The organism is Sulfitobacter brevis, assembly GCF_900112755.1.
Taxonomy (GTDB): Bacteria; Pseudomonadota; Alphaproteobacteria; order Rhodobacterales; family Rhodobacteraceae; genus Sulfitobacter; species Sulfitobacter brevis.
Map to the genome: position 1 here is coordinate 174,598 of NZ_FOMW01000007.1, position 22,116 is coordinate 196,713.

Consider the following 22,116-nt stretch of genomic DNA (forward strand, 5'->3'; position numbering starts at 1 on the left):
GGCAGTTTATCTGCTGTGCGGGGAATACCTCAAGCTGCATCTATCGCTTCGGTTCTAGGAACAGCGTGTGAAATTTGGCACGGCGCAGGGCACAATTGCGATCAATACCCCCTCCCGCACCCAATTGTTTCGCACGCTCGCTGAGCGCTTTTCGGCGGGCGACGGTTTTGCATTGGCGACGCTGAACCTTGACCATCTGACCAAACTGCCGCTCGACGCCGAATTTGCCGCCGCATATCAAGCCCATGATTTGATTGTCGCGGATGGTCGCCCGGTGGTCTGGCTTACGCGGTTATCGGGGCAGCAGTCGGTTGAGCTGGTACCCGGCTCCGATCTGATCCTGCCCCTATGCGACTTGGCGGCAAAGCATGGTGTATCCGTGGCTTTGGTGGGCAGTAGCGAGGCAGCCCTGGCAGGCGCTGCCGCCGCTTTGCAAACGCGTGTGCCCGATTTGCGTATCGACTATGTGAAATCTCCGCCGCTGGGCTTTGATCCTTCAGGTGCCGAGGCCGCGTCAATCCTGGCCGAGGTCGCAGCCAGCGGAGCCAGGCTGTGTCTGATCGCTCTCGGGGCACCAAAGCAAGAGTTGTTTGCAGCCCGCGGTCGCACCCTTGCTCCTACTGTCGGATTTGCGAGCATCGGCGCAGGGCTGGATTTTCTCTCAGGCCATCAGACGCGCGCGCCTGCATTCATGCGCAAACTGCCGCTAGAATGGCTATGGCGGATTTTTCAAAGCCCCGCGCGGATGGTGCCGCGCTATGCTAAATGTTTCGCGATATTGCCAGCGCTCACTCTGCAAGCGTGGCGGCAGCGCTAGCTACTTATATTCAATGATCCGGAAGTTGCCGCCGCGCAATCGGCGAAGATGATACTCGATCACGCCCAGCGCTTCGGGGAATTTCCCCAGCACCGTAAAAATTCCCCACGTCCAGCCCATTTTGGTGGCGAGCCGTACAGCCTGCAGCGGATAGATTAATAATACAATCAGCGCCCAAGGTGAAATTACGATTGCTGCCACCATGAGGCTGACCGGCAGAATGCCCCCCCACAAAATCGCGCGCTGCGTTTCACGCACCCAGTGATGTTCGGGCGCGGCACCGTGCAGTGCCGCCCCTTCGGCAAAGGCGTGCCCCGCCCGCCTGCTGCGCCGCCACCACTGCGAAAAGCGGGTAATCTGCGCATCATGCCACGTCATTTCCGCATCCAGCCGCCAGATTTTCCACCCTAGCTGGCGCAGCCGCAAACAAAGCTCCGGCTCCTCTCCGGCGATGAGGTTCTCGCGGTAGCCGCCCGCCTGCCGAAAAGCATCGGCGCGGATTAAAGCATCGCCGCCACACGCCTTTGTTTCACCGATGGCAGTGTCCCATTCACGGTCAACCAACCCGTTATAAACGCTGGCCTCAGGCGCGCGTTCGCGGCGACGCCCGCAGACTACAGCGACCTGCGGATTGTCGGCCAAAAAGCGACGCGCCGAGACAATCCAGCCAGCCCGCAGCGTGCAATCACCATCCAAGAACTGGATCATCTCGACTTCCGCAGGCAACATCGCGGCACCGGCATTGCGCGCCCGTGCGGCGGTGAAAGGCTTATCCATCGGAAGGGAAATTACGTCCGCGCCCGCCGCTTTTGCCACAGAAACCGAACCGTCTGTCGAGCCTGAATCCACATAGATGATCGTAGCAGTCTCGGTTGCCAATGAGGCAAGGCATGCCTCAAGCCGTGCCCCCTCGTTGCGACCTATGACAACCGCAGCGAGGGTCATTTATGCGCCTCGACGAAGGCAGAGTAGGCATCGGACCGCACCAGAAATCCGGCACGATAAAGCAGCTCCACCCTGTTCCAGCGCCGTGCGTCCAATGAGAACAACGACAGATCGGGGTCCTGGGACATCAGCTGCGCCCGCGCTGCATCTTCGCCATGGGCCAAGTCCCCGTTCGCAAGCGTCGCTGCATCCCGCGCGCCACTATCACCGGCAAATTTGTAGTGCTTGATCACACCCGTTACATCAGCGACTTGGACCCCCATCGACAGATGCGGATGCGGCGCGGGCGTGACACCGGGGCCGTTGAACACCAGTGGATGTTTGGTGAGGCAACAGGTCTCGCCAAAGACCTTGCCGCGCACGCCATCAAAGAAAAACTCGACGTTTCGGTTGCTCAGGGAATTGCCCTGCAAGAGAGCCGTGAACGGAATTTCCGGGCTATGGTAGGCCAGCTTTCGCACCGCAGTGATGTCGAAGTACAGAAACTCGAGGAGGGCTTGTTTGTACGGTTTTTGGGCCGCCTCGATCAGGGGGCCTTTGGGGAACATCTCTAACATCTGGGCGACCATCGCCGTGTCGCCGCGACCCTGCAGATAGTTGACCAAGCCTTTGATACCGATAGAGGTGCGCCCCTCAAAATCGAATATTTCGTCCATATCGACGTAAAGACACCAGCGATTCTTGCCGTAAGTCTGTGCGGGGTACTGGCGGATCAGATCTTCGTAGCGTGCCAGTGGCAATTTGCACTGGTCGATGACGGTGCCTTTCTCGCGCTTGATACGTTCTATCGTGCCATCGCTTGAGCCGTTATCGATGAACACAAAGTGCCGAATGCCCATGGCACGATAATGGCGAAAGAACGCATCGAGATAGTAAGTGCCGTCGCGCACCAGCGCAATTAACACTACATCGTCCACCTCAGTATCAAGCGCCTTTGGTCCATGCAGATGCTGTAACGCAGCCGCAAACCGCGCGCCGCGACGCGCCTCTGCGATATGATGCCAAGCGCGGCGGAAAATGTGCAATGGACCCTTCATAGCAGCCTGATACGGCAGCTTCGCTGCGGGGTCCACTCTCGGGATTGCTTCTTAGCGTCCGTAGTTAAAAAGTGAGGGTAAAACTGCGCAAGGTCAGGCTTTTATCGGAGGTAGCTTACTGGCATTTCTAAACCTGATCGCCTAGCGCCACTTAAAATTAGGAACTGACAGTGACCCGCGCCCCTAAACTATACGGGTTGACGCCCCCGATCATTCTTAGCTTCCCCTGTTTCAAAGGTGCGACGCAGATCGGGGGTGTAAAATGTGTGCCGGGCACGACCGGCGTGCTTGGAGGCATATAAGGCGAGGTCAGCGTCGGAAAGCAGATCTTGCGCCGAACGGCTTTGGTCGGCGTGCACGCGTACGGTGCCGATACTTGCGGAGATATGACAGGCATGGCCTTGAAAATAGACCGGCTCCTGCAGCCGCTCGATGATGCGATTGCCGATCCGGCGCAGTGTATCGTCATCGCGCACGCCAGGCAGGATAAGGGTAAACTCGTCCCCCCCTACCCGCGCCACGGTATCCGTTTCGCGGGTTTCTTCGACCATCACGCGTGCGACTGTCTGCAAAACCATATCACCCGCAGCATGGCCTAAGGTGTCGTTGACGGCTTTGAAGTAATCCAGATCAACATGCATAACGGCAAAGGATGCATCCTTACTAATGAGCCGCATCAAAGCCACGTCCATCGCACGACGGTTGCTTAGCCCGGTTAGTGTATCGGTAAACGCTTGCTTTTCTGCAGTAACCTTGGCGTTCTGCAGACGCAGGTTCAGCCGGCGCGATGCCTCCATCGCAGCGGTCTTGGCCTCGATCAGATAAAGCATTTCAATCGCTAGATCAGTGGCCGCGAAATCTGCATTTGTCAGATGGTAATCGCGCACCCCGTCCAGAATCGAGATGCCGAATGACAGATTGAGGATCAGATCATCCTGAGCAGAACCGAGCGGCGTCATGATACCTTTAAGTGCGGTTTTCGGCGGGTCGCGCATTTCCAGATGCAGCTTAACGTTCGTGGCCCGCCTCAGATCAGAGACGCTCATCATCGTGTGCGGGCGGTTGATGGTGAAGACGTCCAAAAATCGCTGCCCCGTGATCGCGCGCGCCCTGCGCAGCTTCTGGATCGTCGGTCCGGCGTGGGTGATCTGCCCGCTCGGACCGATCAGCAAATGCATCGGACATAGAATATCCAGAGCTTCTGGTGTTATCTGCATGTTCATCCCGCCTGCGCCCCGAGGCGGAAATCGCGGCCCTGTGCATAGGAGGCTTCGACAACACGGATCGAGAGCGATTCGATGCCGTGGCCGCAACCGGAGGATTCCAGCATCGCAAGTGTGCCGTAGTCATCCGCCATCACGCGCAGAACCCCCATCACCACATGGGAATAGCCCGCAATTGACGGCTCACAGATCAGGCTAAACTGCCCTTTAGCGTGTTTGCGCAATTCCAGATGGGGCAAAATCAAATCGGAGACCGCCAACCGCGCACGGTCTGGCAGATCGTCCAGCGAATGCAGAAAATCCTCAAAATCGACGCCGCCAAACCGCAGCAAACGGCGTGCAGGTTCAAAATCGGGATGAGACACTAGATAGGTGCCTAAATCCTCCATAATCTCGGAACGCGGGCGTTCCAGAACCTGCGCGATACCGTCGAGAATACGCGGGGTGAGTTCGTCCTCATATGTTAGCATTGCTTCGAAATCAGCGGTTTCCAAACCTGCCGCCCGCGCAGCCGACATCCAAACCTCCGCCCCATAGCAGTCGCATACATAACTTTGAATGCTGCGATTGATTAGCCCGTGCATAGCTGCCACTTTCTCATTTATTGCACGCAACAATGGGGCTGAGCGGGTTAATAAATGCCGAATAAACTCAATTGTAAGGATTTCTGAGCAAAAAAAATGTCGTCTCGCGGGCGCAATCGCGACGGGTTGGCGAATTTAAATTGGATCAATGGGTGTCAAAAATCGGTTGGGGCACCGCCTTCGGATTTGCGGCGCGCCACATAATCAGCCAGCTCGTCACGGATCGCGATATCCATCTCCGGCGACTCGAATGAGCCGACGATTTGTTTGAACATGTGATGCGCGCGCTCTGCGGTCCAGATACCGCCGGCGACCTCCCAACCCTCGTAGTTCTTCCAGTCCGACAGGAAGGGCTGGTAAAATGCGGTAGTATAGCGGTCTTGGGTGTGTTGGATACCAAAGAAATGCCCCGTGCTGCCCACGGATTTAATCGCATCCAAGGCGATCTCGTCGGGGCCTGTCGCGCAAATCTCGGGCTCCATATAGCGTTGGATTTGCTGTAGAACCTCGCAGTCCATAATGAACTTTTCGGGGCTGGCAATCAGCCCACCCTCCAGCCAGCCTGCCGCGTGATAGACCATATTGGTGCCCGACTGCACCGCCGCCCAAAGCGAATTGGAGGTTTCCCACATCGCTTGGCCGTCCGGCACGTTCGCGGCACAGACCCCGGAAGACCGCAGCGGAAGGTTATAGAACCGCGCCAACTGCCCCGTCATCTGCGTGGCGCGCATATACTCGGGCGTGCCAAAGGCGGGTGCGCCGGTTTTCATATCAACGTTCGAGGTAAATGTGCCGATCGCACAGGGACAGCCGGGGCGGATGATCTGCGCCAGCACCACCGCACAGAGTGCTTCGGCCAAAGACTGCGCCACGGCGCCCGACATGGTAACAGGCGCCATCGCACCGGCCAGCGTGAACGGCGTGACCACCAGCCCCTGCCCACGCCGCGCCAGCCGCATCCAGCCATCCATCATCGGGAAGTCATGTTTTAGCGGCGAGGTAGAGTTGATGTTGGTGTACATGCGCGGGCTCGCGTCAAATTCCTCATGGGTGAGCCCCCCCGCGATGCGGACCATCTCCATCACATCTTCGACCCGCTCGCGGCCCAGCGAATAGGCATGCATTACCTTGTCGGTGAGCGTCAGCTTGTCATAAAGCACGTCAAGATGCCGGACGCTGGCATGAATATCGCAAGGCTCGACCGGATAGCCGCCGGCAAAATGGATGCAGTTGAAGTACTGGGTCAGCCGCAGCAGATCCTTGCACATCTCGCGGGTGCCGGGGACCTTCCTACCGATCGCCATATCCCAATAGTTGGGCGGAGAGGAGACATTGCCAAACAGCAGGTTCTTACCGCCAACGGTAATCTTTCGGTCAAGATTGCGCGGGGTCAGGGTGAACTCGGACGGGGCTTTGGCGATCATCTCCATGACAAAATCGCGCCCCATGCGGACGTTCTCACCATCCACAGTACAGCCTGCCTTGCGCAGGATATCCAGCGCCTCGGGGTTCAGGAATTCGATGCCGATCTCTTCAAGTATCCGCATCGCGCCATCATGGATCGCTTCGACGCCTGCCTCGTCCAGCGGCTCGGTCGGGCGATCGATATTGACGGGGGGCTTCCACGGCATTTGCTCGATCACCGAGGTGCCACGGCGATCCTTGGCACCGGCGCGGCCGCCATGGCGGGTTCTGCGAAGGGGGACATCGGTCATGTGACTCTCCTGAAGCTTGGCTCTCAGGAGGCCTCAACTCAGCGAGGCTGGCCTTTCCATTCGCGACGAGATCTGTCGCTTTCCGTGCACCTGACGGTTTTGCCCGCAGCGACGCCTAGCGCCCGAGCGAGTCGAGCCACTGCGGCAGATGGCCAATGTCTGGTAGGACGACATCGGCATGCGGGGCGAGATCATCGTGACCCGCGAGGCCGGTCAGCACAGCAATCGCCGTCATTCCCGCGGCGCGTCCGGCGTGCAAGTCATGGGTGCTGTCCCCGACCATGGCGATGGTTGAGGGCTCAAGCCCCGTCTGTGCGGCAAATGCCAGCATCTGCCCGGGCGAAGGTTTGCCCCCATGTCCAGAATCCGATCCGGCAATGAAATCGAAGAGTTCGGTCACCCCAGCTGCCGCCAGATGGGCGCGTGCAGGGGCCTCTGCATCATTGGTCGCAACCCCGAGCTTGAGCCCGCGATCTCGCAATCCGCTCAAGAGTGCGGTCAGCGGCACCGCTTCGCGTTGTGGTGCGGCGGCGGCTTCGGCGTTCAGCACTGCCATGAGCGCCGGCTTTGAAATATTCGGAAAATGCGGCATCAGTACCGCAGCGATTTGATCAGGTGTGCCCGCAATCACAATGCTGTCGCGCGCAAATTTTCCGGTGGTCAGATTAAATCCGATCAACGCGCCAGTCTGTGTGGCTTTTACGCGGTCGCCGTCAGCAAGGCGCAGTAAGAACGCCTGCGCCCAAGCCTCCCAAGTCGCGGCGAAATCGAAAAGCGTGCCGTCCTTGTCGAAGAGAAGGCCCTTGATTTGGGTCATGTCCAATTCACCTGCTCGCCGCCCGGCAACGCCGTGCGTGCAACCATGATCCGGTCGTAGGGAACCTTGATATCATCGCAAAACGCCATCAGCCATGCGTCATCCATCATCAAAAAATCTAGCACCGCACCGAGAAACACTGGATCCCCGATCCGCGCCCGCAGATCATCTTCGGACGCACCGGTGGCATTCAGGAACACAGGCAGGAGATCATCGTTTCCGGCAAGCCAGCCCAGCGCTTGCAAGGCCAATGTTTCAGCGGATTCTTGCGTAGAGCGCATTTTGGAGGTCCATCACCACAGGCGTCGAAACACTTTGTTAACCAATAGCGACAAAACTACGGCGTAGAAGAAAGTATCCTTTAAAAAGGTGTCGTCGTGCAAGGCAAAATCCTGATCGTAGATGGGATCACCACAAACCGGATTGCGCTCAAGGTCAAACTGGCCTGCGCTTATTATTCGGTCATCCAAGCCACCTCCTTGGCGGAGGCGGTTACTTCTGCGCGCAAATCCCCCCCCGACTTGATCATCACATCGCTTACCTTGCCTGACGGCTCTGCCGCCGATCTATGCCGCCGATTGTCAGCCTCTATTAAAACCGCGAGCCTGCCGGTGCTGGCTATCGGTCCAGACCCCAGTGAGGAGACCAGAATTGCGACGCTCGCCGCCGGCGCGGAAGACGTCATGCACACCCCGATTGACGATTTGCTATTGCTGGGTCGAATACGCAGCCTGATCAGGGCGCATAACACTGCGCTGGAATGGCACATGCGCGATGATACAAGCCGCGCCCTGGGGCTGTCGGAACCTGCCGCCGAGTTTGGTCCGGCGGGCAGTTGTTGTTTGATCGGCCCTGATCTGGGCAAGCTCAAAGCCTGGGCGATCACCTTGCGGCCCTTGATTCATTTGAAACTGACGCAGGCCTTGCCCGAACACGCGGGCAAGCGGAGCGACGCCAGCACGCCACCGGACATCTATGTTTTGGTGGTGCCGGGAGAGCCTGAGAAAGATGCTGCTACCTTGCGGCTGATCTCCGCACTGCGGGCCAGTCCGCACACGCGCCATGCGGGGATACTGGTATTACAGACCAAAACGGACCCCGCATTGGCCGCGAATGCACTGGATCTCGGAGCCGATGATCTGATGACCGACGGTTTTGCCCCGGCTGAGTTGGCACTACGGCTCAAAGCGATGTTGCGGCGCAAGCGCATGGGCGAGCAATTGCGGGCCACGGTTCGGACAGGTTTGAGGGCAGCCATTTCGGATCCACTGACCGGACTGCACAACCGGCGCTATGCGATGCCGCATCTGGCCCGGATTGCTGAGCACGCACAAACCACCGGTCGCCCCTATGCCGTGATGGTTGCGGATCTGGATCACTTTAAACGGATTAATGATGACTACGGGCACGCTGCCGGAGATGCTGTTTTGATAGAGGTAGCAGCGCGGTTGCGCGGCGCGCTGAGGGCGGTCGATATGGTCGCCCGCATTGGCGGCGAGGAATTTATGATTGTAATGCCGGGCACCACGCCTAAAACCGCGCAGACCATCGCGATCAGGCTCTGCAATTCCATCGGTCATGATGCCTTCAAGCTTCCGGGGCGCATCGGAGCCATCAATGTTACGGTAAGCATTGGCATGGCTATTAGCCACCAACTCACGACCGCGCGGCACGCGCATGATCTTTCAGGTGTGACGCTGCTGGCGGAGGCCGATAAAGCGCTTTATTCCGCGAAGGTGCATGGGCGCAATCGGGTAACCTTCGGCCGCCCTGCTGCCTAAGGCGCGGTGCGCGGTTTAAATCGCGGTTTGTGGACCAAAGCCTGTCACCGCGCGATGCTGCGCCGACCATTAACAACCTTCGTTCTTTATATACGTTTTGGAGCTTAACTCCTTAGCTTAACGAGAAACAACCCAAGGTTGACTGCACTAAATCCTTGTGAAACTGTGTGACTACAATTTCTTCGACTGTCTTGCGGACACCGTAGACATTCATCATGGTTAACTATTCGTTCTGCCCACAGAATCCTCCGCGCAGCTTGCCAATGGCAATCGCTTGCTTTGCCTAACCTTGCCGTCCACATCTGATTAAACCCAACCGACATGCCTAAACGAAGCCGTCTCAGAGGACAGTTGTTTCCATGATTTCCGATCGCCCACTCCTAGGTATCACCCTTATGATGGGCTTTTGTATTGTCGCTCCGATGGGGGATGCGGTGGCAAAGATGCTGGGTGCGTCGATCCCTTTGGGCGAAGTGATCTTTGTCCGTTTTGCAGTTCAGGTCCTCATTCTGGCACCGCTGGTCTGGCGTTCAAACCGCGTGTGGAGAATGAGCGGGCGGGTGCTGGCGCTGACATGGTTCCGCACCGTTCTGCATATCATCGGCATCGCGGCAATGTTTACCGCGCTCAAATATCTACCCTTGGCCGACGCGGTGGCGATTGTTTTTGTCATGCCGTTTTTCATGCTGATCCTCGGGCATTACGTCTTGCACGAAGAGGTCGGGTATCGCCGCATGATCGGCTGCCTTGTCGGGTTTATCGGCACGCTTCTGGTCGTCCAGCCGAGCTTTTCCGAGGTCGGCTGGCCCGCGCTCTTGCCCGTGTTGGTCGCGGCGAACTTCTCTGTTTTTATGTTGGTCACCCGCAAGATCGCGCGAGAGACCGATCCGATTGGCCTGCAGGCGGTCAGCGGCGTTATGGCGCTGGCCTTGGTCGTGCCCGCGCTGTGGATCGGCAACGGGCTCGACCTTGCGCCCTTGCAGATTATCCAGCCGAATGCAGCAGAATGGGGGCTCTTGATTGCCATCGGCGCCCTCGGCTCGATCGCACATCTTTTGATGACATGGTCGTTGCGCTATGCGCCCAGTGCCACGCTGGCCCCGATGCAGTACCTCGAAATTCCTATCGCCACATTGATCGGCTTTGTTGTGTTTCAGGACCTGCCCAACGGGCTTGCGGCCCTTGGCATCGTGATCACGATGGGGGCTGGCCTCTATATCATACTGCGCGAGCGGGCCATTGCGCGCGGCCTGACAGTGTCAGCTGCGCAGCAAGCGGCCGAATAAACCGTCGCGAGACGATCAATAGCATTCCAGCCCGCTCCATCCGCAGGGTCACCGGCCCGGTGGCGCGATTTGAGGTGCCCACAAACGTCCCCGCCGCAAAATCCAGCCCGTCGATCGGCCACTCCAAACCTGTGCTGGCGCCTTGCGTCTGCACCAAGGGAAACAGCGAGACCACGTCCCCTACAACGCAGGGGATGGTGATCCGGGGGGGGGCCAGCAGGACAATCTCGTGATCCGCGAGCAAGATGCAGGGCTGCTGCGCCTGCGCCAGTAAACTGTGGAACGCCGCAAGCTGGTGATCCACCCGTCCCCCCGTAAAGCCGACGCCGATCACAAGTGGCGCGTCGATCCGCGTCAGCGCCTTTTCAAAGTCGGTTGTTGCCTGCTCTGCCACCCGATGCTGGCGTTCTGCAGGGATTCGCGCGAGAATGTCCTGCGGAATCGAGTCGAAGTCACCGATTACAGCAACAGGGTCGATCCCCGCTGCCAAAGCCAGTGCCACACCGCCGTCCGCCGCGACACATTGTGGGGCAAACCCTACTATTTCTTGAAGATCGGCAGATGTCGCCTGCCCCCCGCCAACGAGAGTAACTGGATCCGTGCTGTGAACAATCTTATGAGACATCGACAATTACCGTCATTTTGAGAAACAGATCACAATCTCGCCTTGAAATGATACCCTTGCTGGCACAGTTTCGGACCGCTTTGGACTTGGACAACGTGGTAAACGGTTAGGTGCAAACCGCAGAGGACGAGCATCCGATGATGAGTAATAACAAAATCCTGACGGTCTCCTATGGCACGTTCTCGTGTACGCTGGAAGGCTTTGACGATTCCTTCGGGACCATGAAAGCGATTGCGGAGTATTTCCGCGATCTGGCTTCCGATGACCGATATTTTGGCGCAGAGCCGCCGCAACCCGACGCAGAAATGCTGGCAAGGATTGCACAGAAAGAAATTTCGCGGCGCGTCGAGGCGCGCCACCACGATGGAAAAATCCACCTGAGTGCGATGGATGATGGTCCCCGAGCAGCGCAGTCTTCACCTGTTGCACTTGAACAAGGCACGCTCGCGGCACCGACAGCCGCTGCAGTCGCTCCTCAGGTTTCCGAGGATGTGGCGCAAGCGCCCGTTGCCTCCCCCGCCGAAACAGCACCGGCCCCAGTCGCCGAGGTTGCACCAAAGGCCGAAGAGCAAGCCGACGACGCCGCCGTCCTTATGGATGTGCCCGAAGCTGCTGCGACCCCTGACGCCGCATTCGTGGCTGAGGCCCCGGCGCAACCTGTCGAAGCTAAACTCGCCGAAGCCGTAGTTGCAGAAGAGATCGCCGAAGCGCCCGAAGTTGAAGGTGATGCATTCTTTGCAGCCTCCACCGCAGCCGCGACCGTCGATGAAGAAATCGAAGATGACATTGAAGACGATGTGCCTGTCGCTGACGCAGTCTCCGAGGCTGCAATCGACGAACCAGCCCCTGTCGCAGCGCCTAAAGACGACAGCATTGCCGCCAAGCTTCAGCGCATCCGCGCCGTTGTCGCCCAGCATGACGCTGTCGAAGATGACAGCGGTTATGACGAAGATGAGCATGCCCAGGCCGATGACGTACCAGCAGCGGTATCAGATGCAGTCACCGAAGCGCGCGCCGACATCGAAGACGCAATGGAAGCGGATGATGCCGCCGATATGTGGATCGACGATGGTGATGACGCAGAAAATGGCGAAGACGATATTGCCGCGATCCTTGGCCGCCTTGAAGCGGGCAACGATGCTGACGAAAGCGAAGATCTGAATGCTGAAGCGGGCGATTCCGAAGCTGATGTTGCTGAAGTTGACGGGGCCGACGCAGAAGAAAACGATGCCGACGACAGTGCAGATGAACTGGCTGATCTTATCGCCGCGACATCGGACAACATGTTTGAAGATAAAGCCGACGTCAGTGACAGCCCCGAGGTCGCCTCTGCTGATGAGACTGTTTCGAAGGTAGCGACGGCCAGCGACGATCTGCAAATCACGCCGCGTGCCCGCGTTATCAAGGTAAAGCGCGTTGACCTGCAAGCGGCCATCGCAAGTGGCAATCTGGAAGAGTATGACGACACGGCCACTGCAGAAGAAAAGCCCGAGGCACCTGCGCCCCAGTCCTCTGGCCGCAACCGTCCGTCGACGCTGTCTGCGGAGCAGGAAGCTGATCTGGCCCGCGATCTGGCAGCACTCGAAGCCGAGTTAGGCGATTTCGAAGACGAAGCGGAAGATGTGATGATCTCCGGCGAAGATTCGATCTTTGCCGAAAACGAGAATGACGCTGCTCTGTTCGCTTCGGACGAAGAAGAAGCCGAGGTCGAAGATCAGATTGAGATGGAAGATGCAGCCGTTGAGGCGGATGAAGTTGCAGCGCAAAGCGCCGAAGCTTCGGACGACGAGACGCCGGCCCGCAGTATTCTGCCTTCAATCGACGACGAGCAAAGCACAGCGGTAACCCGTTTGATGGCCGAAAGTGACCACCAGATGGACGAGCCTGAAAGTGCAACCCGCCGGAATGCGTTTGCGCATCTGCGTGCCGCTGTTGCCGCGAAGAAGGCCGACGTGGCCATGGGGGCTCCTGCCGAAGATGGCAAAGGCGACGACGACTACCGCAGCGATCTGGCCGATGTGGTGCGTCCGCGCCGCCCTGTCAGCTCCGTCAGCCGTACCGAGCGTCCCGCCGACAAACGCCCTGCCCCGCTCAAGCTGGTTGCGGCACAACGCATCGACGTGGACCACCCGCGCAATGCAGGACCGATCCGCCCGCGCCGTGTAGCCGCTGTGCAAGATGTGGCCCCGACAATCGAGGGCGAAAGCTTTGCGGATTTCGCAGCCGAAATGGGCGCGACAAAGTTGCCCGAGCTTCTTGAAGCCGCCGCCGCCTATATGTCGTTTGTTGAAGGTCGTGAGCAGTTTTCACGCCCGCAGCTGATGTCGAAAGTCCGTCAGGCCGGACCGGATGAAGGTTTTAGCCGTGAAGACGGTCTGCGTTCGTTCGGTCAGCTTTTGCGGGCTGGCAAGATCGAGAAAATCAAAGGCGGTCGGTTCACTGTGTCCGAGGATATCGGATTTCGTCCGGATCACCGCGCTGCGGGCTGATCTCATCCATTTTGGATAGAAACAAAAACGGCGGCACCTGAAAGTGCCGCCGTTTTTATATGTGCCGCGCTGAGAAAGGCGCGCGCCATACGATCGCGCCTTAGTCGGCTTTAGATATCATCGCGCGGCGCGTCAGGATCGGCCTGACCGATACCGCGAAAGATGAATTTGAACGGGACCGCCCAAACAATCCCCAGCACGACAAAAATGCCAAGCTGGAGAAGGAAAGAAGGCCGTTCAAACAGTTCGATCACCGTCACAACAGCAACGATATAGACCGGCAGGCCGACCAGCAGGATGAACAGCGCCCACCGACGGCGGGCCTTGTAGCTAAGCGCCATCAGTCGGCAAAGGGGTCGGTCACCAGAATGGTATCCTCCCGCTCCGGCGAGGTGGACAACAAGGCAACCGGGCAATCGATCAGCTCTTCGACGCGGCGCACATATTTGATCGCCTCGGCAGGAAGATCAGCCCAAGAGCGCGCGCCTTCGGTCGATTGTGACCAGCCTGGCATCTCTTCATAGATCGGCTTGCAACGGGCTTGGCTGTTGGCAGCTGTCGGCAAGTAATCGAGCCGCTTGCCATCCAGTTCGTAGCCTACGCAGATTTTCAGCGTCTCGAAACCGTCCAGCACATCGAGCTTGGTGAAGGCGATACCTTTCACGCCGCTGGTGGCGCAGGTCTGGCGGACCAGAACCGCATCGAACCAGCCGCAACGCCGCTTGCGCCCAGTGACCGTGCCAAACTCATGGCCCCGCTCACCCAGGCGCTGACCATCGGCATCATGAAGCTCGGCCGGAAACGGGCCTTCGCCGACGCGGGTGGTATAGGCTTTGACGATCCCGAGCACGAAGTCGATTGCGTTGGGGCCAACGCCTGTACCGGTCGCGGCCTGACCTGCGATGACGTTGGAGGATGTCACATAAGGATAGGTCCCGAAGTCGATATCGAGCAGCGCGCCTTGGGCGCCCTCGAACAAGATACGCTTGCCCGCGCGGCGCTGTTCGGCCAGCACTTTCCAGACCGGCGCGGCATACTCCAGCACCGATGGTGCAATGGCGCGCAGCGAGGCCAACAGCGCATCACGGTCAATGGGCTCAAGGCCCAAGCCACGGCGCAGGGCGTCATGGTGAACCAGTGCGCGGTCAACCCGCAGCTCCAAGGTGGCGTCATCGGCCAGATCGGCAACCCGCACAGAACGGCGGCCAACCTTGTCTTCGTAGGCCGGACCGATGCCGCGACCTGTGGTGCCGATTTTTGCGACCTCGCTTTGCGCTTCGCGGGCCCGGTCAAGCTCGCCGTGGATCGGCAGGATCAGCGGGGTATTTTCCGCGATCATCAGCGTTTCGGGGGTGATGGTCACGCCCTGACCGCGCAGGCCAGCGATCTCCTTTTGCAGGTGCCACGGGTCAAGGACGACACCGTTTCCGATCACGCTAAGCTTGCCGCCCCGCACGATTCCGCTGGGCAGCAGCGACAATTTGAACACCTCGCCATCAATGACCAGCGTGTGGCCGGCGTTATGCCCGCCCTGAAAGCGCGCGATGACATCAGCGCGTTCGCTGAGCCAATCGACTATCTTGCCTTTTCCTTCGTCGCCCCACTGGGCGCCGACAACGACGACGTTGGCCATGATGATTTCCTATTCCAGACAACCCGCGCCCGTATAGCGAGGCAGGGCCGCAGACGAAACTGCAAAAACCCCCCGCAGGCAGAAATGATGCAATAAACCGCGTGCGGTGTCGCTGTGGGCTAAGGAATATGGACTTTAGGCCTCCGGCGGGGATATTTCCTGTCGAAAAGAGAGAGGAAGATTTGCGATGGGATTCATTTGGCGCTGGGTGTTTGCGTTCTTCCTGTTGGCGGCGACCTTCAATCCGACGGAATTTAACTATGTGACATGGGTGCGCAGCTATGGCGGCAGCAACCTCTCGATTGCTGTGCTGTTGGGGCTGATCCTGTTTATCGGCTACATCATTTACATGCGTGCCAGCCTACGGTCGATCGGTGGCTTCGGGATGTTTCTGGTGCTTGCGGTGGTCGCGGCGGGGCTTTGGGTTTTGTATGATCTGGGCGTGCTGCAACTGGGCAATTCAGACTTTAACGTCTGGTTGGCGCTGATAGCTTTGAGCTTTGTTCTAGGAATCGGGCTGAGCTGGAGCCATGTCCGGCGGGCGCTGTCCGGTCAGGCAGATATGGATGATGTCGACGAATAGAGAAGTGCCGCGCAGCAGTTAGTCAGCGCGGGCGTCAAGCGTCACAGGCGCGCCGTGGGGTGTGTTGAGATACGCCGCCTCCCACGCATGGCGCAGTGTTTCAAGCTGGGCGGGATCGGCAACCGAGGTATCGCCGAGCAATGTTTCAAGCGTTTCAAGCCACGCGGCGAAGTAGTCGCTGCCGCCGTTGAGCCTGGTGTGGTGGCCGTGGCGCTTGAGGGTCGCGCCGAAGCGCTCAGCCCACTGCTGCCAAGTGAAGAGGCCGGTTTCATTGAGATGTACCGTGATGGCGAAAACCTGTGCGTGCCATGGCTCTTCGAACACCGGTTCGGGGCGGGTCATGGGGCTGCGTCCAGATAGCTTTGCCACAGATCAAGCACGACTTCGTCTTTCGGGTGTTCGGGGTGTGCCCAGAGCTCCGATGCGGGGAAGGCAACGGCGTAGAGCGGCTCGGCTGCCTCGCCAAGCCCATGCGCATTGCTGTCCGGCAGGACATGGCTGCCATGGCGGCGCAGAATACGGCCCCGGGCACCTGCGGCATAGGACGGCAGGCGGGTATGACCGCCGTTCACGAGGACACTTTCCGCGATCGGCCGCGTGATCACCGCATCCCCCTCGGCATAAAGCGCTTGAATACCGGACTGCCGGTCGGCAGGGCCGCCTTTGGCCAGCATGGCGGCGACGCGCTCCTTGGGCAATTTCTTATCAGTCAGCGGGCTCAGCGCTGGTGCAGCTTGCCCTGTTAGCTCGGCAGGGGTGACCATGTCTTTGGCAACCAACAGGTCGGCGAGGGCAGCGAGCCATTTCTCATAGTATGAGAACCCTGCATAATCGCGCGGCGCCAGAGCTTCGCGGGCATGGCGCGAGGTGTCGATATTCCATTGGCCCAGAGCGCCTGCAGCCAAAGTCAGGGCCAAAGCGCGCGGATGCCAGTCGGCGTGGAATTTGATGTCTTCAGCTTCGGGCTCAATCGCTCCATCACCAAAACGGCCGCCCATGTCATGTGGTCGGGTCATGGCTGGCGCGCCAGTCCGGTGCCGATCATGCTGTCACGCGTGACCAGATCCATGAGAGCGGCTTCATCCAGCGTCTCGGTATTCGGGGGGCGCTGGGGGATAACCAGATAGCGTACTTCGGCGGTCGAATCCCACACGCGCACGGCGGTCTCAGCAGGCAGTGTTACGCCGAACTCGGCCAGAACCGCGCGGGGTTCGCGGACCACGCGGGCGCGGTAGGCATCGGATTTGTACCAGCCCGGCGGAATGCCGAGCAGCGGCCACGGATAGCAACTGCACAGGGTACAGACGACAATATTATGCACCGCATCGGTGTTTTCGACCGCGACCATGTGTTCGCCTTGCCGCCCATAGAAGCCCATCTGCGTTACCACAGCGGTGGCATCTTCAAACAGCGCCTCGCGAAACGCCGGATCGCTCCATGCCCTTGCGACCACCTGCGCCCCATTGCGCGGGCCGATGCGGTTCTCATAGGTGTCGATAATCTCGTCCAGCGCTGCGGGATCAATCAGCCCCTTTTGCGTCAGCAAGGTTTCCAGCGCCTTGACCCGCAGGGCGGGATCGGAAGGCAACAGGGTGTGCGGGTGTGAGTGGTCGGCATGATCATGGGGCATAAGCGGGATCGTGACGCAGGCTTGAAGCCATGTCCAGCGCTGCAAGCGGCAAACCCTTGCCACAGCGCGAAATATTTTATGACCCAGAAGGCCAAAACTATGCTATGATAGGGGTACGAAGCGAGTCTGATCCACTTCAATTCCAGGATAGCCCTCTTACACGGTGTGGTAGAGTACCGCTTCAAAAAAGATCGTCGCCCCAAGCGGCGATCTTTTTGTGAGCGCCGTTGAATTGCGCGTCTGCCCTGCTGTTGCGAATTTGCGTGATCCGGATTGACCTGAAGGGCGCCGCAGCTAGATTTATTCAGATGTTTCCGCGTCAGGCCGGTTTAGCCGCGATCCTCCCTTGCCCCCATCGGCAAAGACGCCTAGATACCCCCAAGCCAAAATCGAAAGCTCTTCGCGCATGGAAAATGTCGTCCTGATCATTCATCTTATTCTAGCCCTCGGCTTAATCGCTGTTGTGCTGATGCAACGGTCCGAAGGCGGCGGCTTGGGCGTCGGCGGCGGCGGTGGTGCAGTCTCTGGCAGATCAGCCGCGACGGCGCTGGGTAAAATGACCTGGATCCTTGCGATTGGCTTTATCGCTACATCGATTACTTTGACCATCATCGCGGCTGAAAAGTCCGCCGGATCGTCGGTAATTGACCGGTTGAGCGCGACACCACCGGCCCTGAACGAGCAAGGCGCACCAGCCCTGCCCGAGGGCAACGGCCTGTTGCCACCGACCAGCGACAGCTCGGCGCCTTTGGTCCCCGCAGCGGACTAAACAGCCAAACACAACACGTTGAGGCACTGCTATTTTCTGCAACATCATGTTGCGGGCGGCCTTGCCTTAAACCTGCGAATCCTGCTAGGCTTAACTCCCGTGGTGCTGCGGTTTTTCCGTTGCGCGTCAGGTCGGTTATTGCCGCACATGAACGAAAAATACACCGGGGGGCCTCAACCTATGGCACGTTATATTTTTATCACCGGTGGGGTGGTTTCCAGTCTTGGCAAAGGTCTGGCCTCTGCCGCACTTGGCGCGCTTTTGCAGGCGCGAGGGTTTTCGGTGCGGCTACGTAAGCTTGATCCCTACCTGAACGTCGATCCCGGCACGATGTCGCCCTTCGAGCATGGCGAAGTCTTCGTCACCGATGACGGCGCCGAGACCGATCTTGATCTGGGCCATTACGAGCGTTTCACCGGCGTCGCGGCACGGCAAACGGACTCGATCTCCTCAGGTCGGGTCTACTCGACCGTTCTGGAGAAAGAGCGCCGTGGCGATTACCTCGGCAAAACCATTCAGGTGATCCCGCACGTAACCAATGAAATCAAAGACTTCCTTGCCATTGGCGAAGATGAGGTCGACTTCATGCTCTGCGAGATTGGCGGCACCGTGGGTGACATCGAAGGTCTGCCCTTCTTTGAAGCGATCCGCCAGTTCAGCCATGACAAACCGCGCGGCCAGTGCATTTTCATGCACCTGACGCTGCTGCCCTATCTGGCGGCCAGTGGCGAACTCAAAACCAAACCGACCCAACACTCGGTCAAAGAATTGCAGTCCATCGGGATTGCACCCGACATTCTGGTCTGCCGCTCCGAGCATCCGATCCCCGAGAAAGAGCGTGAGAAGATCGCGCTGTTCTGTAACGTCCGCAAGGAAGCCGTTGTTGCGGCCTACGATCTGAAATCAATCTATGAAGCGCCACTGGCCTATCATGCGCAAGGGCTTGATCAGGCAGTGCTTGATGCCTTTGATATCTCGCCCGCGCCGCGCCCCGATCTGTCCGTCTGGCATGACGTATACGACCGTATTCACAACCCCGAAGGCGAAGTGACCGTGGCCATCGTTGGCAAGTACACCCAGCTTGGCGATGCGTATAAATCCATCGCCGAAGCGTTGACGCACGGTGGCATGGCCAACCGCGTCAAGGTGCGGATCGAATGGGTTGATGCCGAAGTTTTCGACAAGGCCAGCGACGTCGGTTCACACCTCGAAGGCTTTCACGCGATTCTGGTGCCGGGCGGCTTTGGCGAGCGCGGTACCGAGGGCAAGATTAAAGCCGCGCAATATGCCCGCGAGCACAAAGTCCCCTATCTGGGCATCTGTCTGGGCATGCAAATGGCAGTGATCGAAGCGGCGCGTAACGTGGCGGGTCTGAAAACCGCCGGATCGGAAGAGTTCGATCACGAGTCCGGTAAGAAACGTTTTGAGCCGGTTGTTTATCACCTGAAGGAATGGGTGCAGGGCAATCACAAGGTCGAGCGCAAGGTCGGTGACGACAAGGGCGGCACCATGCGTCTGGGCGCTTATGATGCGACCCTCAAGCCGGGATCCCGCGTGGCCGAGGCCTACGGCACCACCACCATCGATGAGCGTCACCGTCACCGCTATGAAGTTGATATCGCGTACAAAGAGCAACTTGAAAAAGTCGGCCTGACCTTCTCCGGCATGTCGCCTGATGGCAAGTTGCCCGAGATTGTTGAATGGTCGGATCATCCGTGGTTCATCGGCGTCCAGTTCCACCCCGAGCTTAAATCAAAGCCCTTTGCGCCGCATCCGCTGTTCAAGGACTTTGTTCGCGCCGCCAAAGAAATGTCGCGGCTGGTATGAGCCTTTGGCGGGATAGGCCTTTGCGCTCCTCCCGCCATCCGCTACACCCGACATCATGCTGAGTTACCAACATATTTACCACGCCGGAAACCTGGCTGATGTTCACAAGCACAGCTTGCTGGCGTGGACGCTTGACTATCTGACCCGCAAGGACAAACCGCTGAGCTTCATGGAAACCCATGCGGGCCGTGCGCTGTATGATTTGTCCGATGTCGCCGCGCTCAAGACCGGTGAAGCCAAGCAGGGTATTGAAAGGGTCGCCAAATGGTTCGCGCCAGATCATCCTTTTGCCCGTGTATTGGCGGAAGTGCGCGCCGCCCACGGCGCAAACGCCTATCCCGGATCGCCGCTCATCGCCGCCCATTTGCTGCGCCCGACCGACCAGATCCATCTCGCCGAATTGCACCCCGCCGAACACGCAGCCCTTGATTGGGCGATGTCGCCCTACCCCGTGCGCTGCCACTTGCGCGACGGCTTCGAGATGGCCTTTGCGCAGACCCCGCCAACGCCGCGCCGTGGCATGTTGTTGATCGACCCCAGCTATGAGATCAAAACCGACTATGTCGATATTCCGCGCCACATCACCAAGCTTGCACGGGCATGGAATGTGGGCGTAATTGCACTTTGGTATCCGATCCTCACCAACGCCGCGCATCGCCCGATGATCGACGCGCTCAATGATGCGCATCCGGATGCCTTGAGCCATGAGGTCCGCTTTGCGCCAGCGCGGCCCGGCCATGGTATGGTGGGCTCGGGAATGTTTGTGATAAACCCGCCCTATGGATTGGCCGACGAGGCAAAACGCCTCGGCGGTAAGTTTGCAACGCTTTAAAAACGTAAGGATAAATCATGGCTAAAGGCTATTGGATCGGAAACATGGACGTCAAAGATGCGGCCGTCTATGACACGTATCGCGCGGCAAATGCGCAACCGTTCAAAGAATACGGCGCGAAGTTTCTGGTCCGGGGTGGCAAGCAGGAAACCCGCGAAGGCGCCCTGCACAGCCGTACTGTGGTCATTGAATTTGCCAGCTATGCCGACGCCGTTGCCTGCTATGACAGCGATGCCTATCAGGCCGCCAAGGCCATCCGCTTGCCTGTCGCTGAGGGTAATTTGATGATCGTCGAAGGCTACGACGGATAACAGCTTCAGGGGCACCGCGCTCTGGTGCCCCTCGCTCGCCTAGCGCGCATAAATAGCCTCACCTGACAGGAATAAATGGCGGCAGTTGCGCTGATTTTGGGCGCGTGCGTGACATTGCGGGCATGGTTTGCAAAGTTTTCACGGCGCAGGCCCCAAAAAACCTACTTTGTACTTTGGCAATCCGCGAAAGCTGAGCTAGATGAACTGCATGTTAAATCGTCTGTTCCCGCGCCGCAAACCCGCGCCCAAGCCCTTGCCGCAACCAAATGCCCAGCTTGCCCTTGGGGCGCTGCTGGTCAGGGTGGCTTTTGCCGATCAAAATTACCGTGCTGCCGAAGTTGGCCAGATCGACAGGATCCTTTCCCGGACCTTCGGCCTGAAGCCGCTGGACGCCGCGAAACTACGCGCCACCTGCGAAGCGCTGGAACGCGATGCCCCCGGCACGCCGGAATTCACCCGCATCATGCGAGAAGAGGTCGCCTATGCCGATCGCAAAGCGCTTGGCGATGCGATGTGGTCGGTAGCGTTGGCCGATGGTGCCCGCGACGACCAAGAAGAAATTCAGCTGATGGCGATCGAAATGGCTCTGGGTCTGACCGACGAAGACATGGCCGCCGCCCGCGAGAATGCACTGAAAAGGCTTTGAAATTGGCCTCGGCACCGGACAGGATATTATCACCGCTATGTTTGCAGATTTCATCAAACGGCTGACCCAGCCCGACCCCGCCCCGATGCACGATCTTGATGCCCGCCTCGCGTTGACCGCGCTTTTGGTGCGTATCGCGCGGTCCGACAACGATTATTCCGCCACCGAGGTGCAGCGGATCGACCAGATCATCATGGGCCGCTACGCCATCGATGAAACCGAGGCCCGCAAGCTGCGCCAGGACGCAGAAGCGCTCGAATCGCAGGCGCCAGATACAGTCAAATTCACCCGCGCGATCAAAGATGCCGTTCCGTATGAGGAGCGTTTGGGCGTGATCGAGGCGCTATGGAAGATTGTGTTGGTCGATGGCGAGCGTGCCGCCGAAGAAGATGCGCTTTTGCGACTGGTTGTCGGCTTGCTCGGCATTTCTGACACCGACAGCGCGATGGCGCGACAGCGGGTCGCCAGCGCCGGTTAATCCACCCCAGCGTGTGACTGTAGTATTTGCGGCCAAACTGGGCGTTGCATTCGTGCGCGGATTGCCGCTCTATACCTCATTGAAACGA

The 22,116-nt window shown here is 58.8% G+C and carries 24 protein-coding genes; 11 read left to right on the forward strand and 13 right to left on the reverse strand.

Annotated features, from left to right (window positions below; translation table 11 throughout):
- Positions 1-67 precede the first annotated feature (67 nt).
- Positions 68-817: a WecB/TagA/CpsF family glycosyltransferase gene (locus BM174_RS11325; protein ID WP_093923966.1), complete on the forward strand. Its 750-nt coding sequence runs from the start codon at positions 68-70 to the stop codon at positions 815-817.
- On the opposite strand, the gene BM174_RS11330 is transcribed toward BM174_RS11325, so the two are convergent.
- The 7 genes from BM174_RS11330 to BM174_RS11360 all read right to left on the reverse strand — a co-directional run bounded on the left by BM174_RS11330 (position 818) and on the right by BM174_RS11360 (position 7,419).
- Positions 818-1,762 (reverse strand): glycosyltransferase family 2 protein, encoded by a 945-nt coding sequence (locus BM174_RS11330; protein ID WP_093923967.1) that lies wholly within the window; start codon positions 1,760-1,762, stop codon positions 818-820. It lies immediately after the preceding gene.
- Positions 1,759-2,835: a glycosyltransferase family 2 protein gene (locus BM174_RS11335; RefSeq protein WP_245766341.1), complete on the reverse strand. Its 1,077-nt coding sequence runs from the start codon at positions 2,833-2,835 to the stop codon at positions 1,759-1,761. The genes BM174_RS11330 and BM174_RS11335 overlap by 4 nt, the downstream gene beginning before the upstream one ends.
- A gap of 152 nt (positions 2,836-2,987) precedes the next feature.
- Positions 2,988-4,016: a diguanylate cyclase domain-containing protein gene (locus tag BM174_RS11340; protein ID WP_342742063.1), complete on the reverse strand. Its 1,029-nt coding sequence runs from the start codon at positions 4,014-4,016 to the stop codon at positions 2,988-2,990.
- Between the two features lie 2 nt (positions 4,017-4,018).
- On the reverse strand, positions 4,019-4,606 hold the full coding sequence (locus BM174_RS11345) for a heme NO-binding domain-containing protein (protein WP_093923969.1): 588 nt from the start codon (positions 4,604-4,606) through the stop codon (positions 4,019-4,021).
- Positions 4,607-4,761: 155 nt separating this feature from the next.
- Positions 4,762-6,321 carry a trimethylamine methyltransferase family protein gene (locus tag BM174_RS11350; protein ID WP_093923970.1) on the reverse strand — a complete coding sequence of 520 codons (1,560 nt, stop codon included), beginning with the start codon at positions 6,319-6,321 and terminating at the stop codon, positions 4,762-4,764.
- A 115-nt stretch (positions 6,322-6,436) separates the two neighbouring features.
- Complete coding sequence (locus tag BM174_RS11355; protein ID WP_177209467.1) at positions 6,437-7,138, reverse strand: HAD family hydrolase; 702 nt, start codon at positions 7,136-7,138, stop codon at positions 6,437-6,439.
- Entirely contained in the window at positions 7,135-7,419 is a 285-nt protein-coding gene (locus BM174_RS11360; RefSeq protein WP_093923972.1) for a DUF3572 domain-containing protein, read from the reverse strand. The genes BM174_RS11355 and BM174_RS11360 overlap by 4 nt, the downstream gene beginning before the upstream one ends.
- 96 nt (positions 7,420-7,515) lie before the next feature.
- Here BM174_RS11360 and BM174_RS11365 point away from each other — a divergent pair, with 96 nt between their 5' ends.
- Positions 7,516-8,919, forward strand: coding sequence for a diguanylate cyclase (locus tag BM174_RS11365; protein ID WP_093923973.1), 1,404 nt, complete (start codon positions 7,516-7,518; stop codon positions 8,917-8,919).
- Between the two features lie 359 nt (positions 8,920-9,278).
- Positions 9,279-10,205, forward strand: coding sequence for a DMT family transporter (locus BM174_RS11370; RefSeq protein ID WP_093923974.1), 927 nt, complete (start codon positions 9,279-9,281; stop codon positions 10,203-10,205).
- Here BM174_RS11370 and BM174_RS11375 read toward each other — a convergent pair.
- Positions 10,138-10,830, reverse strand: a complete 693-nt coding sequence (locus tag BM174_RS11375; protein WP_093923975.1) for a thiamine diphosphokinase — start codon at positions 10,828-10,830, stop codon at positions 10,138-10,140. The genes BM174_RS11370 and BM174_RS11375 overlap by 68 nt on opposite strands.
- Positions 10,831-10,967: 137 nt before the next feature.
- Here BM174_RS11375 and BM174_RS11380 point away from each other — a divergent pair, with 137 nt between their 5' ends.
- On the forward strand, positions 10,968-13,319 hold the full coding sequence (locus BM174_RS11380) for a hypothetical protein (RefSeq protein WP_093923976.1): 2,352 nt from the start codon (positions 10,968-10,970) through the stop codon (positions 13,317-13,319).
- A 110-nt stretch (positions 13,320-13,429) separates the two neighbouring features.
- On the opposite strand, the gene BM174_RS11385 is transcribed toward BM174_RS11380, so the two are convergent.
- Together BM174_RS11385 and BM174_RS11390 are read right to left on the reverse strand one after the other, a co-directional pair.
- Positions 13,430-13,660, reverse strand: a complete 231-nt coding sequence (locus BM174_RS11385) for a DUF2842 domain-containing protein (protein WP_093923977.1) — start codon at positions 13,658-13,660, stop codon at positions 13,430-13,432.
- Positions 13,660-14,952, reverse strand: coding sequence for an adenylosuccinate synthase (locus tag BM174_RS11390; RefSeq protein WP_093923978.1), 1,293 nt, complete (start codon positions 14,950-14,952; stop codon positions 13,660-13,662). The genes BM174_RS11385 and BM174_RS11390 overlap by 1 nt, the downstream gene beginning before the upstream one ends.
- A 187-nt stretch (positions 14,953-15,139) precedes the next feature.
- Between BM174_RS11390 and BM174_RS11395 the strand changes: the two genes are divergently transcribed.
- Positions 15,140-15,535, forward strand: coding sequence for a DUF6524 family protein (locus BM174_RS11395; RefSeq protein WP_093923979.1), 396 nt, complete (start codon positions 15,140-15,142; stop codon positions 15,533-15,535).
- 18 nt (positions 15,536-15,553) lie between these two features.
- On the opposite strand, the gene BM174_RS11400 is transcribed toward BM174_RS11395, so the two are convergent.
- Genes BM174_RS11400 through nthA form a run of 3 tightly spaced genes read right to left on the reverse strand, consistent with a single transcriptional unit; the run spans position 15,554 to position 17,165 of the window.
- Entirely contained in the window at positions 15,554-15,877 is a 324-nt protein-coding gene (locus tag BM174_RS11400) for a nitrile hydratase accessory protein (RefSeq protein WP_093923980.1), read from the reverse strand.
- Positions 15,874-16,551 carry a nitrile hydratase subunit beta gene (gene nthB, locus BM174_RS11405; RefSeq protein ID WP_093923981.1) on the reverse strand — a complete coding sequence of 226 codons (678 nt, stop codon included), beginning with the start codon at positions 16,549-16,551 and terminating at the stop codon, positions 15,874-15,876. The genes BM174_RS11400 and nthB overlap by 4 nt, the downstream gene beginning before the upstream one ends.
- Positions 16,548-17,165, reverse strand: a complete 618-nt coding sequence (gene nthA / locus BM174_RS11410; RefSeq protein ID WP_093924049.1) for a nitrile hydratase subunit alpha — start codon at positions 17,163-17,165, stop codon at positions 16,548-16,550. The genes nthB and nthA overlap by 4 nt, the downstream gene beginning before the upstream one ends.
- Positions 17,166-17,571: 406 nt before the next feature.
- On the opposite strand from nthA, the gene secG reads away from it, so the two are divergent.
- The 6 genes from secG to BM174_RS11440 all read left to right on the forward strand — a co-directional run bounded on the left by secG (position 17,572) and on the right by BM174_RS11440 (position 22,028).
- On the forward strand, positions 17,572-17,934 hold the full coding sequence (gene secG / locus BM174_RS11415) for a preprotein translocase subunit SecG (RefSeq protein ID WP_093923982.1): 363 nt from the start codon (positions 17,572-17,574) through the stop codon (positions 17,932-17,934).
- Positions 17,935-18,114: 180 nt separating this feature from the next.
- A complete protein-coding gene (locus tag BM174_RS11420; protein WP_093923983.1) occupies positions 18,115-19,761 on the forward strand; it encodes a CTP synthase in 1,647 nt (548 codons plus the stop codon).
- 55 nt (positions 19,762-19,816) lie between these two features.
- Entirely contained in the window at positions 19,817-20,593 is a 777-nt protein-coding gene (rlmJ, locus tag BM174_RS11425) for a 23S rRNA (adenine(2030)-N(6))-methyltransferase RlmJ (RefSeq protein WP_093923984.1), read from the forward strand.
- A gap of 17 nt (positions 20,594-20,610) precedes the next feature.
- Positions 20,611-20,904: a DUF1330 domain-containing protein gene (locus tag BM174_RS11430; protein WP_093923985.1), complete on the forward strand. Its 294-nt coding sequence runs from the start codon at positions 20,611-20,613 to the stop codon at positions 20,902-20,904.
- 208 nt (positions 20,905-21,112) lie between these two features.
- Positions 21,113-21,550 (forward strand): tellurite resistance TerB family protein, encoded by a 438-nt coding sequence (locus BM174_RS11435; RefSeq protein WP_093923986.1) that lies wholly within the window; start codon positions 21,113-21,115, stop codon positions 21,548-21,550.
- 37 nt (positions 21,551-21,587) lie between these two features.
- Positions 21,588-22,028: a tellurite resistance TerB family protein gene (locus tag BM174_RS11440; protein WP_093923987.1), complete on the forward strand. Its 441-nt coding sequence runs from the start codon at positions 21,588-21,590 to the stop codon at positions 22,026-22,028.
- The last annotated feature ends 88 nt before the right edge of the window (positions 22,029-22,116 follow it).